At 64.1% G+C, this 12,219-nt stretch carries 13 protein-coding genes; 7 read left to right on the plus strand and 6 right to left on the minus strand.

Going from position 1 to position 12,219, the window contains the following annotated elements; genetic code table 11:
• Positions 1–480: 480 nt before the first annotated feature.
• Positions 481–1,392: a LysR family transcriptional regulator gene (locus tag E0W60_RS18405; RefSeq protein ID WP_135705172.1), complete on the minus strand. Its 912-nt coding sequence runs from the start codon at positions 1,390–1,392 to the stop codon at positions 481–483.
• 168 nt (positions 1,393–1,560) lie between these two features.
• Here E0W60_RS18405 and E0W60_RS18410 point away from each other — a divergent pair, with 168 nt between their 5' ends.
• Positions 1,561–2,556: a tripartite tricarboxylate transporter substrate binding protein gene (locus E0W60_RS18410; RefSeq protein WP_135705173.1), complete on the plus strand. Its 996-nt coding sequence runs from the start codon at positions 1,561–1,563 to the stop codon at positions 2,554–2,556.
• A 117-nt stretch (positions 2,557–2,673) separates the two neighbouring features.
• Here the strand turns inward: E0W60_RS18410 and E0W60_RS18415 are convergent, their stop codons facing one another.
• The 4 genes from E0W60_RS18415 to E0W60_RS18430 form a co-directional block, all read right to left on the minus strand.
• On the minus strand, positions 2,674–2,877 hold the full coding sequence (locus E0W60_RS18415; RefSeq protein WP_133098249.1) for a cold-shock protein: 204 nt from the start codon (positions 2,875–2,877) through the stop codon (positions 2,674–2,676).
• Between the two features lie 146 nt (positions 2,878–3,023).
• Positions 3,024–4,367, minus strand: a complete 1,344-nt coding sequence (locus E0W60_RS18420) for a CitMHS family transporter (protein ID WP_135705174.1) — start codon at positions 4,365–4,367, stop codon at positions 3,024–3,026.
• Between the two features lie 215 nt (positions 4,368–4,582).
• Positions 4,583–5,623: an isocitrate/isopropylmalate dehydrogenase family protein gene (locus E0W60_RS18425; protein ID WP_133098251.1), complete on the minus strand. Its 1,041-nt coding sequence runs from the start codon at positions 5,621–5,623 to the stop codon at positions 4,583–4,585.
• Between the two features lie 234 nt (positions 5,624–5,857).
• Positions 5,858–6,490, minus strand: a complete 633-nt coding sequence (locus E0W60_RS18430) for a malonic semialdehyde reductase (RefSeq protein ID WP_135705175.1) — start codon at positions 6,488–6,490, stop codon at positions 5,858–5,860.
• 471 nt (positions 6,491–6,961) lie between these two features.
• Here E0W60_RS18430 and E0W60_RS38070 point away from each other — a divergent pair, with 471 nt between their 5' ends.
• The 4 genes from E0W60_RS38070 (at position 6,962) to E0W60_RS18450 (ending at position 8,958) form a co-directional block, all read left to right on the plus strand.
• Complete coding sequence (locus tag E0W60_RS38070) at positions 6,962–7,093, plus strand: hypothetical protein (RefSeq protein ID WP_255519991.1); 132 nt, start codon at positions 6,962–6,964, stop codon at positions 7,091–7,093.
• A 68-nt stretch (positions 7,094–7,161) separates the two neighbouring features.
• Positions 7,162–7,740 carry an elongation factor P gene (locus E0W60_RS18440; protein ID WP_133098254.1) on the plus strand — a complete coding sequence of 193 codons (579 nt, stop codon included), beginning with the start codon at positions 7,162–7,164 and terminating at the stop codon, positions 7,738–7,740.
• 160 nt (positions 7,741–7,900) lie between these two features.
• Positions 7,901–8,341 (plus strand): hypothetical protein, encoded by a 441-nt coding sequence (locus tag E0W60_RS18445; protein ID WP_135705176.1) that lies wholly within the window; start codon positions 7,901–7,903, stop codon positions 8,339–8,341.
• 290 nt (positions 8,342–8,631) lie between these two features.
• A complete protein-coding gene (locus E0W60_RS18450; RefSeq protein WP_133098291.1) occupies positions 8,632–8,958 on the plus strand; it encodes a hypothetical protein in 327 nt (108 codons plus the stop codon).
• A 134-nt stretch (positions 8,959–9,092) separates the two neighbouring features.
• On the opposite strand, the gene E0W60_RS18455 is transcribed toward E0W60_RS18450, so the two are convergent.
• On the minus strand, positions 9,093–10,178 hold the full coding sequence (locus E0W60_RS18455) for an AI-2E family transporter (protein ID WP_135705177.1): 1,086 nt from the start codon (positions 10,176–10,178) through the stop codon (positions 9,093–9,095).
• Positions 10,179–10,362: 184 nt separating this feature from the next.
• Between E0W60_RS18455 and E0W60_RS18460 the strand changes: the two genes are divergently transcribed.
• Together E0W60_RS18460 and E0W60_RS18465 are read left to right on the plus strand one after the other, a co-directional pair.
• On the plus strand, positions 10,363–10,995 hold the full coding sequence (locus tag E0W60_RS18460; protein WP_240745964.1) for a TetR family transcriptional regulator: 633 nt from the start codon (positions 10,363–10,365) through the stop codon (positions 10,993–10,995).
• The gene (locus E0W60_RS18465) at positions 10,971–12,089 is read left to right on the plus strand and encodes a metal-dependent hydrolase (protein ID WP_135705178.1); all 1,119 of its coding nucleotides are present in this window, start codon (positions 10,971–10,973) and stop codon (positions 12,087–12,089) included. The genes E0W60_RS18460 and E0W60_RS18465 overlap by 25 nt, the downstream gene beginning before the upstream one ends.
• Positions 12,090–12,219 lie beyond the last annotated feature (130 nt).

The raw sequence follows: 12,219 nt of genomic DNA on the forward strand, positions 1-12,219 counted from the left end.
GCAACCGCATAAGTAGGAGGTGAAAAAATGGTAAAGACACTCATTTTGCTAGCTGGCGCGTGCGCGGCGCTTGGCTCCAGCCTGGCCTATGCCGGCATCGGGGCGCGAGATGTGTACACGGACGGCGCGAGCGTATTGGGGCCGCGGGATCCGTATGCCGATGGAAGCGCAAAGTTTGACGTCTACTCGGATGGCGCGAGAGTGGTAGACAGGCGAGACGTGTTCACCGACGGTGCGAGAATTACCAATCGCGACGGGCTGACAGACTAGGGTAAATAAGCAACTACGTAGTTGCCTCGAGACGTCTGGACTTACATGCGTGGACCGCGCCACGTCAGCGGCCACAACCCGATATCCCCCGAGCACGGCTCGGGGATTTTTTTGCTCTTTACCGATTATTTGAGGAAAGGCCGCCGTTGATCAGCCAGGATGCCATGCTGGCAAGAGATCGAGTCGACGCCGCAATCGCCTGGAGGGACCTCAGCGACCTAAATACGCGCTTTCGCGCGCTGCTCCTGCGCGCCTCATCACTTGCTCGACAGCCCAGGCCAGGAAGGGGGACTGGTCACCGACCCGGTAGCTCATGATGACCGGCGAGACGAAGCCGGGCGCATCGATCGGGCAATAGCGAACATCATCGCGGTGCAGCCGCTGGATCGACGCGGGCACCAGCGTGATGCCGACCCCTGCGGCAACCAGGCCCAGCGCCGTCTGCAGTTCGTTGGCCTCTTGGGCCACGCGCAACTGGATCCCGTGTGCACTGAATAGCGACAACAGGTGGTCAGCGTAGCTCGGACGCGGCCGGGCCGGATAGAGGATGAAGGATCGCGCGGCCAGTTGCCGGGGCGTCAGCTGGGCGATATCGGGGATCGGGTCAGACGCGGGTATCGCCGCCACCAGCGGCTCCGACATGACCTGCTGCTGCCGGATGGCCGGATCGTTGAGCGCGATGCGTCCGAAGCCAAGGTCGATGCGGCCTGACTTCAGCGCTTCCACCTGCTCGATGGTAATCATCTCCGCCAGGCCGACTTCCACCTGCTGCTCGGACTCGCGCAGCTCGCGAATCAGTTCGGGAAGGACGCCGTACAACACCGAGGGTACAAAGCCGATGCCGAACCAGCGTTTGTCCTGCTGTCCGATGCGCCGCGTCGTCCCGATGACCTCTTCCAGCCGCACCGTCAGCTGCTTGCTCTGTTCCAGCAGGAAACGCCCGGCTTCCGTCAGTCTAATGCCCCGGCCGACCCGGTCGAACAACGCCACGCCGACTTCCTCTTCGAGCTGGCGGATCTGGCGTGAAAGCGGTGGCTGCGCCATATGCAGCCGCTCTGCCGCGCGGGTGACGTTGAGTTCCTCGGCCACGACCTGGAAGTAGCGCAGATGTCGGAGTTCCATTCCAATACCTTGAAGGTATCAATCGCAACATCATCGGTCTTGGACGTGGTCTCAGTCAAGCGCCATACTTGCCTGGCCACCTTCAGCCTGCGCGTGCCGCAAGGCCTGAATCTGCTGAGCGGGTGGCACGGACAAGCCGCCCAAGCGCGGCAATGCAGAGAGGAGACCATGGATACGTTGTTTCAGGGGCTGGCCCGTACCGGCCGGGCGGGCGCGCTTGCCCTGGCGGCAAGCCTTTCGTTTGCTGCGCCCGCGGCGAAGGCGGCATACCCCGACCATCCGATCCGCTGGATCGTGCCGTTCCCCGCGGGCGGGGCAATGGACAACATCGCGCGCACGCTCGGAGAAGACATGTCGCGTACGCTGGGCCAGTCGATCGTGGTCGAGAACCGCCCCGGGGCGGGCGGTAATATCGGCGCTGAACTGGTGGCGCGCGCGCCTGCCGACGGCTATACGCTGATCATCGTGGCCAACGGCATGGCAGTGAACCCGGCGCTGTACGGCAAGCTGTCGTATGACCCGGTCAAGGATTTCGCTCCGGTGTCGCTACTGGCCGTAGTGCCCAATGTGCTGGTCGCCAACAAGTCGCGCCGGCAGGAGACCACGGTCAAGGACGTGATCGCCCATGCCAAGGCAGCACCGGGCAAATATACCTATGCTTCCGCCGGCAACGGCACCTCGATCCACCTTGCGGCCGAACTGTTCACGTCGATGGCCCATGTCGAGATGCTGCACATTCCCTACAAGGGCAGCGGACCGGCCATGACCGACCTGCTGGGTGGGCAGGTGGACTATATGTTCGACAGCATCACGTCGGCCAGGCCACAGATTGAATCCGGCAAGCTGACCCCGATTGCCGTCACCACAAGCAAGCGCTCCAGCGCGCTCCCCAACGTTCCCACTGTGGCCGAAGCCGGGCTGCCGGGCTACGAACTGTCGCCCTGGTTCGCCGCCTTCGTGCCGGCGAAGACGCCGCAGCCCGTGATCGACAAGCTGAACGGCGCGATACTCGAGGCGCTGCGTAATCCTGCCGTGCAAAAACGCCTGGCGCAGATCGGCGCCGAGCCGATCGGAAGCTCGCCGGCGGTATTGCGCGACCACCTGACCAGGGAAACGGAGAAGTGGGGTACGCTGATCCGCCAGCGGGGGATCAGGGCCGACTGATTTAAACCGCGCCTGGCAACCCCGGGCGAGCACCACGGGGAAGACACAGTACCTCCAACACAAAGAGGCCCTTGGCAATCAAAGGGCCTCTACCTTGGTTCTGCGCGGTGCAAGCGACTATAGCTTGCGAATCTTCGAGGCTTGTGGGCCTTTCTGGCCTTGGGTGACCTCGAATTCAACTTTCGCGCCTTCATCGAGTGACTTGAAGCCAGTCCCCTCGATTTCGCTGTGATGCGCAAACAAGTCCTTGCCGCCATCATCCGGCGTGATGAACCCATACCCCTTTTCGCTGTTGAACCACTTCACAGTGCCAGTCGCCATCTCGTCCTCGGATTTTGGTACGCACGGGCCTGGTGCCCAGAAATCCTTTCATGACTTCGGCGCACGCCAGACATCGTTGATTGTCAGCATAGGCGAAGCGGTGAGCAGGTGCCAAGTGAGGCGGTATCGGAGCGGGCACATTGCCGTCAGCCGATACGGCCCACGAGCGGGATGACCCCGAAGGCAACTGTCGCAACCAGCATGACCACCGCCGCCGACAGCGCCCACAGCAGGGTGTAGCGCTGATGGTCGCCGAACTCGACTTCCGCCAGGCCGACCAGCAGATAGGTGGATGCAACCAGCGGGCTCAGCAGGTGGACCTGCTGCCCGATCAGCGACGCGCGCCCGATCTCGGCGGCGCCGATGCCATAGACCGCGGCGGCCTTGGCCAGGATCGGCAGGATGCCAAAGTAGAACGCGTCGTTCGAAATAAAGAACGTGAACGGGACGCTCAGCACGCCGGTCACCAGGGCCATGTAGGGGCCCATCCAGTCAGGCACGGCGCTGATCACGCTGTGGGCGATGGCGTCGACCATCTTCGTGCCCGACAGGATGCCGACGAAAACGCCGGCAGCAAAGATCAGCGATACCACCGGCACGACGTTGGCAGCGTGGGCGCCGATGCGTTCCTTCTGTTCCTGCAGCGTCGGGTAGTTGACCATCAGCGCGATCGCGCAGGCCACGATAAACAGGGCCGGCAGCGGCACGGTGCCGAGGATCAGCATGGCCATCAGGCCGACGGTCAGCAGGAAGTTGAACCACAGCAACCTGGGCCTGGCGATTTGCGGATCGCCGGCAGCTACCTCCGGGTCGGTGTCGCCGGCGCGGCCCGAAAACAGGCCGGCATGACCTGGCCCGGTGCTCATCAGGGCCAGGGTGCCAAGCCGGTTGCGCTCGCGGCGGCCCAGCACGAAGGCCACGAACACGCCCCACATGCCGGTGACGATCATCGGCAGGATCATCGGCACGAACAGCGAGCCCACGTCCACGCCGAGCGCGCTGGCCGCGCGCGCGGTGGGTCCGCCCCAGGGCAGGATGTTCATCAGCCCGCCGGCCATCATGATCACGCAGGCCAGCACGAGCCGGCTGATGCCCAGCCGCTTGTAGAGCGGCAGCATGGCGGCGCAGGTGATCATGTAGGTGGTCGAGCCGTCGCCGTCCAGCGATACGAGCGCGGCCAGCACGAAGGTGCCGACCACGATCTTGACCGGGTCGCCGCCGACGAGTTTCAGGATGACGCGCACCACCGGGTCGAACAGCCCAGCGTCGATCATCAGGCCGAAATACAGGATGGCGAACATCAGCATCACGCCGGTCGGGGCCAGCTTCCTGACGCCCTCGAGCATCATCGGCCCGAGTTCCGGGCCGAATCCGCCGACGGCGCCGAACGCAATTGGCACAAGGATCAGCGCCACCATGGCAGAGAGCCGCTTGGTCATGATCAGTGCCATGAACACGATCACCATCGAGTAGGCGAGCAGGGTCAACATCTTGTTCTGTATCTCTTTGCCGGCCAGGCCACGAGAACACGAATGGCCCCGAGGGAGGAACCAGGGGGTACCCGAGCCGGCTGTGTGCGTCCGTCCGGCGCACGGATTTCAAGGCAAGCCGATCCTGCCGGCACGGGACAGCGTGCCGGAACAACGAGGAACGACCGGGGAGAGGCAGCCTTGCGCGCTGGCAAGGCGTGCCAGGCGTGGGCGGGTCAGCCCGCGGAAACGATGCGCTTCGTTACCGCGTCGGCAAACTGCAGCGTTGAGGCAGTACCGTGGAGGTCGCCAGTCTTCACCTGGTCCTGGTTGAGCGTCAGCTCGATGGCGCCGCGCAGCCGCGTGGCGAGGTCCTGCCGTCCCACGTGGTCGAGCATCAGCCCGGCGGCCAGCATCAGCGAGATCGGGTTGGCAATGCCCTGGCCCGCGATGTCGGGCGCCGAGCCATGGACCGCCTCGAAGATCGCCGCGTCGTCGCCGATGTTGGCGCCCGGCGCCATGCCGAGCCCACCGACCAGGCCGGCGATCTGGTCCGACAGGATGTCGCCGAAAAGGTTGGTACAGAGCAGCATGTCGAAGCGCCACGGGTTGAGCACCAGCTGCATCGCGCAGGCGTCGACGATGATGTCGTCCATCGCTACGCGGCCGGCATAATCGCTGGCCACTTCCCGCGCCGCTTCCAGGAAGATGCCGGTGAGTGCTTTCAGGATATTCGCCTTGTGCACCACCGTGATTTTCTTGCGGCCGTTCTTGACGGCGTACTCGAACGCGAAGCGGGCAATGCGGCGGCAGGCGTCGCGCGTGTTGGTGCCCGTAGATACGGCCACCGCATGCGGGTCGTCGCCGACCGGGATGTAGTAGTCGTGCGCCACGTAGAAGCCGCCGACGTTCTCGCGCACCAGTACCAGGTCGATGTTGTCGAAGCGGCCGGGCACCAGCGTTCGCGCGGGGCGCACATTGGCGTAAAGGTTGAATGCTTCGCGCAGGCGCACATTGACGGAGCGGAAGCCGCCGCCCACCGGCGTGGTCAGCGGGCCCTTCAGCGCAAGGCCGGTGCGGCGGATGCTATCCAGCGTGTCTTCCGGCATCGGATCGCCGCTGTATTCCACACCGGCCATGCCCGCGCGCCGCAGGTCCCAGGCGAACGGGGCACCGAGCGCGTCCAGCACCCTGACGGTGGCATCCACCACTTCGGGACCGATGCCGTCGCCGGGGATCAGTGTGGCCGGGATCTGTTCGCTTGCTCCGTTTTCCATCTGTGCTCCTGTCGAGGTGTCCGAACCGCTGGCTCGCCGAGGCCGGACGCTATCCGGCTCGTGCCGCAGGTCCGGCTTGCGAGGGGCAGATTCTATGGGGGGAAGCTGTCAGCAAACTGTCAATGTAACGATTGTGTCCTCGGGGTTTACGCGGAGTCTTCGCCCGGGTGCGCGGCAGCCTGTAGCGCCGGTTGTCAAAGGGCTTCCCCAATCAAGCCTGCGATGCGCCCTCCGTCAGAGCAGCTTGCATGCCTCGTCGAATTCCAGGCGAGGGCCACGCGGAAACAGCTTGGCGGGGTCGCCATAGCCCAGATTGCACAGGAAGTTCGATTTCACATGGCTGTCCGGGAAATATTCGAGCTGGAAGGCATTCTCCTTCGGGTCCGCGGGAAAGAACTCATGATCGACCTTGGCGTTGTCGAAGCCGGACATCGGCCCGCAGTCGAGTCCCAGTGAGCGGGCCGCAATGATGAAGTACGCGCCCTGCAGGGAAGAGTTGCGCCTCGCGGTGGTGAGCGCGAGTTCCGGTGTGTCGGCAAACCATGAGCGTGCGTCCGCATGCGGGAACAGCTTGGGCAGAAGTTCGTAGAATTTGACGTCATAGGCGATGATGGCAGTGACTGGCGCCGCCATGGTCTTCTCCACATTGCCCGGCGCGAGTGCGGGCACCAGGCGCTGCTTGGCCTCAGGGGTGCGCAGGAACAGGATGCGTGCGGGAGAGCAGTTGGCGCTGGTCGGCCCCCATTTCATCAAGTCATAGAGTTGCCGCAGCGTCTCGTCGCTCACGGGCTGGCTCAGCCATGCGTTGTGCGTGCGTGCCTCGCGAAAGAGCAGATCCATGCCGTCTTCACTCAAGCGCTTGTTCATGGTTGCCTCCTTGTACTGGGATGGACTCCGCGGCTGACCGGCCAGCCCGCCGCTCCTGACTAGCATAGTCACGGATGCCCCTCGGTTCAGCGCACTGCTGATCTGTCCCATCGCCCTTGTGGGTCGATCAACAAATGCTTATGGTCGGCAGAAGAATCTTTGATTGTCATTAATGTTTTGCCGGGTCTAGGCTTTTCTCAAGTTCACGTGATTGCTTGAGTGTTTGAACATGGACCACCCCACCTCCAGCCAAAGTCGCACTGCTAATGCAGTGCCACCGGATGCTGACCAGTAACTGCGAGCATTTCTGCGCCTGGTGCCTGTATGGGGAAAGCCGTAGCGAACAGGTGCTCGCGTGCTTCATCGACCCGCGCGCGGCCTTTCGGACTCCCTTGCGCTTCTTCACTGCATTTGTTGCGGCGGCATGGTCGATGTGGCGCACCGGAGCTTGCGTGAGCTGATCATCGATTCTTGCCGGTCGTGGCCGATCACCGTGGTCAGGAACTGGTCGAAGGCCGCGTGGAAATGGCCGCGCGGAAATGGCCGCGCGATTTCACCACCACCGTGCGGGTTTGCGCTGCATTTGGCCGCGACTTCATCTAGGCCGTTTGTTGAAAGGGCGCTGCGGTGCTACGCTGAAGGCGAATCTTGCCGCCCAGGCGGAGACACCAATGGTCGAAGCTTCCGGACTGAAGCCGGGCATGGTCATCATGCTCGAGGACGAACTTCACAGCGTTACCAGCGCCGGTTATCACGCCGGCAGTGGCCAGCAGGGAAGCGCAGTTTTCGCCAAGTTCAGGAACCTGAAGACCGGTCACATCAAGGAGTTGCGGTTGCGCCCGAGCGACAAGCTCGAGGAGGTCGCGCTCGTTCACCAGGAGATGGAATATCTGTACACCGATGGTGCCGCCTTTTACTTCATGAATCCCGAAACCTTCGAGCAGATCAGTTTTCCCGCAGAGACCATAGGCGCATATCAAAAATTTCTTCGCCCCAGCATGCGAATCCCGGTGCAGCTTTATGAGGGCGAGCCGGTCACCATCGCATTTCCCCCTGCAGTCGAGTTAACCATCGTGTCCACGCCGCCGGGCTTGCGCGAGCATGAAACCTCTACCTTCAAGACCGCGACGCTGGACAACGGCATGGAGGTTCTCGTTCCTCAATTCATCAAGGAAGGGGACACGGTGCGAATCGAGGCTGCTTCAGGAAAATACCTGGAGCGGGTAAGGCACGGGACGCGGAAATCGTGAATCCCATGATGCGGCATCGCTCCCGGCATGTGCAGCGCCGCGTACAATCGCGCCGGGACGGGCCGGCAGCGGCGGCGGCAGTACCGTATCCGGTACCTGTCCTTCACTTTGAGCCTCGCGTCTGCATATTATGCAAGTATGCGCATGCCATGCATGCCGCATGACCATCGTCGTCGCTCAGGAGTTGTTCATGCACAAGCCACCCAAAGCGGATTTGGGCGGGACGCGGCGAAGCGGACCACCGCGTCGGTCTCACGCCAATCGCTCCATGCCCAGCATCCTGGATCCGATCGAACCGGAAGAGGTATGGGAAGACGTTGAACGGGCCGTCGAGCAGATCGTCGAACGGGTGGTGGAGCCGGTCGATTTTCCCCATGGCCACCATCCGGATGATGACGATGCGCCGGAGGACGGCCGCAACGAGATCACCCGCGCTGCAGAGAGTATTCCCTCGGACAGCCCGGCAGACAGGGCGGACCATAGCGCCGTGCGGGAAGAGCACCCGCCAATGCCGCCAAGCATCGATGACATCCTGGACCAGGATCTGGTCCCGGACCGGATGTACGGCGCGCGGCACGCCGGGAAGGCGGGCAAGCGATAGCCCTGCGGCTGCAGCCAGGGGCGGGCGTCGTGCCCGGCCGGCTTCGGCATACCTGTTGTCGCCAAGCTGGCTGACTTGTTCCCGAGGTTAGCAGGAACCCCGGGCTCACAGCGAAGCGGTTGGCCGATTCTGACCTAGACTGAAAAAGTGTCCTTCGCGCGCTTGGCGGCCGCTTTGGCGCAATGCAACTTCGCTGGCAGCCCGCTCGCGGGCGAATGACAATGGCACGGGCAACGCACTGTTATCTGCTGCCTGAATTCATGTGGATGGATGTTCACGAAGGGGGCATCATGTTGCAAGCCAGCGAAATGCAGCAACGCTTTAGTCATCTGCAGCAAACCATCAGCGAGACATCACGGACTTGTCATGCCGAGGCGGCGATTCCACCGGACTTGATGAACTGGGTGGATGAACTCGACAAGGAATGCAAATCGGCATCGAAGGTCATGTCGTCCAAGGACGAGGACCGGATCCGGCAGTGGGTCGATGATCTCGAACGGATCGGCGATCGTGCAGACCGCGCTTGCCAGCAGGCCGGCGGTCTCGATGCAAAGGTCAAGGATGCAGTCAGTTCGATGCATTCGGAGCTTGCTGACCTGAAGCGCCAGCTGCACTAACCACACTAACCACACTAACCACACTAATCACATTAATCACATTAACCAGCCTGACAGCCCCGGTGCAACCCGCCGGGGCTGATTTCAATTCGCCGCGTTCAAACTTAGGTGATGCACGACAGGTGTCGCCCCGGTTACGCCGGAGGTGCCGGCGGTGGCCCCACCCGTTGCTCCGCCTGGCTTTCCAGCCATTCGCGCCATACGGCAAGCAGCACCGCGAGGATCACCGGCCCGACGAACAGGCCGATCAGGCCAAATGCGGCGAGTCCGCCCACAACGCCGAACATCACCAGCAGGAACGGAATCTTGGTGGCTCCACTGATGACGAGCGGACGAACGACGTTATCGACCCAGCTCACGGCGGTAGCGCCCCACAGCAGGAGCCCGATCCCCGCCACGGTGTGGCCGGTGATGAGCAGCCATGCGCCGATGGGGACCCAGACCGCAAGCGCACCAAAGGGAATCAGCGCAAGGATGGCCGTGGCAATGCCCCAGAACACCGGCGCTTCGACGCCAGCCGCCCAGTAGCCGATTCCGGCGAACGACCCTTGCGCGACTGCGGCGAGGAAGAGGCCGAACACCACGGCCCGCGCGGTGTCGCCCACTGCGATGACATACCCGTGCGCGCGCGGCCCGAGCACCCCTTGCAGGACCAGGCGCAACTGCGCAAGCAATTTCTCGCCGTCGCGGAAGAAAAAGAATGCCGTAAGCAGCGTCACGCCAATGAGCCCTGCGTTGAGTCCCACGCCGCCGGCCAGCCTTGCAAGGGCGCCGCCCCATCGTTCGATCAGCGGCGTGACCTGGGCACGCAGGGCTGCGCGGTCACCTAACAGCACTGATACCCATTCCTGCAGCCATTCGCCAACCCAGGGCAGGCGTGCGAGCGAATCCGGCAGTGCCGCACCCGCGTTCAGGATCTCAGCCGCCTCGCGGTAGGCCGCGACCATCTCGGCACGCAGGAGGATAGTGAGCCCGATGAGCGGCACGCCCAACAACGCGGAAAGTATCAGCGTGGAGATCAGCGCAGCCCAGGTTCGCCGCTGGCGCAGCACGCGGCGCAGCCGCGCGTTGAGCGGCCAGGTGATATAGGAGAGGATTGCGGCCCAGGCAAGTGGCACAAGGAACGGCCGTACCACGACAAAGGACAGGGCGAGCAGCCCGCCGAGCAGGCACACCAGGAGAGTCCGGCGTACCCATACGGCTGCTTGGGAATCGGTCATGGAAGGGCACCTGGGCACGGCATCCGGGCGATGCACGTTGCCAATATGCTAACCGCGGCGCATCACGCCGCATAGGATGCGGTAGCAGCAGCGCGCACATGGGTCAGAAATCGGCGCCAGCCTGCGCGCTGCCTTTCTATGCTGGAAAGCAGCGTGCAGACGCATTCCCGGGGATGGCAAAGCCATGAACGCCATGAACGACAATGCAGCCCTGGCCGGCCGGATCCTGGAGGTCGCCCTGATGCTCGGCGAGCGCCGCGGCTGGGACGCCCTGCATCTGCATGATGTCGCCGACGACATGGGCATCGGCCTGGAAGAGATCCACCGGCATTACCGGCAGAAGGACGACCTGGCCGAAGCCTGGTTCGAGCGCGCTGACCTGGCGCTGGTGCGCGTGTCCGCGCGTGAAGGCTGGGGCGCCCTGTCCCATCGCGAGCGGCTGGAGCAGGCCATCCTCGCCTGGCTGGAGGCGCTGGCCCCGCACCGGCAACTCACTGCCCAGATGCTGCGCTACAAGCTGCAGCCGGAGCACGTACACCTGCAGGTGCAGGGCCTGCTGCATATCAGCCGCACCGTGCAGTGGCTGCGCGAAGCTGCCCGCCTGCCGGAATCCGGCTGGCGCCGCGAAGCGGGCGAGGTCGTGCTGACCGGCATCTTCCTTTCCACCTTCGGCTGCTGGCTGCGCGACCATTCACCGGATGCAGGCCGCACGCGGGCCTGGCTCGATCGGCAACTGCGCTGCGCCGAGCGCCTGGCGTGGCGCCGTCCTGGCGACACCGGAGCGCGGCCCGGATGGACACGATCACCCACGCCTTGATGGGCGCGCAGGTTGCGCTGGCCGTCCCCATGGACGAGGCTCCCGGCCGGCGCCTCGGCACGCGCGAACGACTGCTGCTTGGCGCTGCCGCCGGAGCCTTTCCGGATATCGATTTCCTGGGCTTCCTGGTCCATCCGCTGCGTTTCCTGGCCCAGTGGCACCAGGGGCCGACGCATTCGCTGCTGCTGCTTCCGGCCTGGGGCGCATTGCTGGCCGGACTGTTCTGCCTGGTGACGCGCCGGCACCAGGCCTGGCGCGAAGCGCTTGCCGTCAGTTGCCTCGGCGTGGCCAGCCACATCGCGCTGGACCTGATCACCGTTTATGGCACCCGCATCTTCTATCCCGGCTCCGAACGGCGCTTCAGCCTCGGCACCACCTTCCTGGTCGATCCGCTGCTGAGCGGCATCGTTGTATCCGCCCTGGGCCTGGCACTGTGCCTGGCACCGCCGCTGCGTGCGCGGGCAGCCCTGGCGGGCATGGTGCTGCTGTGCGCCTATGTCGGCGCCCAGGGCGTGCTCAGGCAACGCGCGCTGGAACTGGGCAACGAATCCTTGCATGCTGCCGGCATCCAGGCGCAGGGTGTGGACGCGCTGCCACAGCCGTTTTCTCCGTTCAACTGGAAACTGATCGCCCGCGCGGGGACGGACTACCATGTCGCCCACGTCAACCTGGCCGGGCATCCTGCCTGGCTGCCGCCATGGCCGGTGCTGGGGCGCCTGCCCGCCATGGCCAGGGCCTATGTGCCGCCCGCGCACATGGAATGGACGCTGCGGCCGCAGCTGCTGCAGCTTCCGCTGGCGCGGTCCGGGCAGGCGCTCGCATGGCAACTCTGGGTGCGGCCGGACTTTGCCGATTTCAGGCGATTCGCTGTCTATCCGGCCCTTTCCGCCATCACTGCGATGCCGGCAACGGACCTGCCGCCGCCCGAGCCAGGCGAAACGGCCGCCTGCGTCTGGTTCACCGACCTGCGCTATGACCTGCCCGCGGTGGAAGACATCTTCCGCTATGGCTATTGCCGCGACAGTGTGCAGGCACCATGGCGGCTATACCGGCTTGCCTATTTCAGCCAGGAGCAGCGCCAGCGACTTGACTAGCACGACATGCGAAATCCCGTCTGCGCCCCCCACAGCTCTCCTCGACGCGCGCGGTCACCATGATTTCAGCGACCGGGATATCCATCTCCCGGCACACGTCCAGTAGCGGCATGCCATTCCTGCCGGCCCC

The organism is Cupriavidus oxalaticus, from assembly GCF_004768545.1.
Lineage (GTDB): Bacteria > Pseudomonadota > Gammaproteobacteria > Burkholderiales > Burkholderiaceae > Cupriavidus > Cupriavidus oxalaticus_A.

Bases quoted from the DNA above. Each gene is read 5' to 3' on its own strand.
- E0W60_RS18405 (WP_135705172.1), bottom strand. From the start codon at position 1,392: ATGGAACTCCGACATCTGCGCTACTTCCAGGTCGTGGCCGAGGAACTC.
- E0W60_RS18410 (WP_135705173.1), top strand. From the start codon at position 1,561: ATGGATACGTTGTTTCAGGGGCTGGCCCGTACCGGCCGGGCGGGCGCG.
- E0W60_RS18415 (WP_133098249.1), bottom strand. From the start codon at position 2,877: ATGGCGACTGGCACTGTGAAGTGGTTCAACAGCGAAAAGGGGTATGGG.
- E0W60_RS18420 (WP_135705174.1), bottom strand. From the start codon at position 4,367: ATGTTGACCCTGCTCGCCTACTCGATGGTGATCGTGTTCATGGCACTG.
- E0W60_RS18425 (WP_133098251.1), bottom strand. From the start codon at position 5,623: ATGGAAAACGGAGCAAGCGAACAGATCCCGGCCACACTGATCCCCGGC.
- E0W60_RS18430 (WP_135705175.1), bottom strand. From the start codon at position 6,490: ATGAACAAGCGCTTGAGTGAAGACGGCATGGATCTGCTCTTTCGCGAG.
- E0W60_RS18440 (WP_133098254.1), top strand. From the start codon at position 7,162: ATGGTCGAAGCTTCCGGACTGAAGCCGGGCATGGTCATCATGCTCGAG.
- E0W60_RS18445 (WP_135705176.1), top strand. From the start codon at position 7,901: ATGACCATCGTCGTCGCTCAGGAGTTGTTCATGCACAAGCCACCCAAA.
- E0W60_RS18450 (WP_133098291.1), top strand. From the start codon at position 8,632: ATGTTGCAAGCCAGCGAAATGCAGCAACGCTTTAGTCATCTGCAGCAA.
- E0W60_RS18455 (WP_135705177.1), bottom strand. From the start codon at position 10,178: ATGACCGATTCCCAAGCAGCCGTATGGGTACGCCGGACTCTCCTGGTG.
- E0W60_RS18460 (WP_240745964.1), top strand. From the start codon at position 10,363: ATGAACGCCATGAACGACAATGCAGCCCTGGCCGGCCGGATCCTGGAG.
- E0W60_RS18465 (WP_135705178.1), top strand. From the start codon at position 10,971: ATGGACACGATCACCCACGCCTTGATGGGCGCGCAGGTTGCGCTGGCC.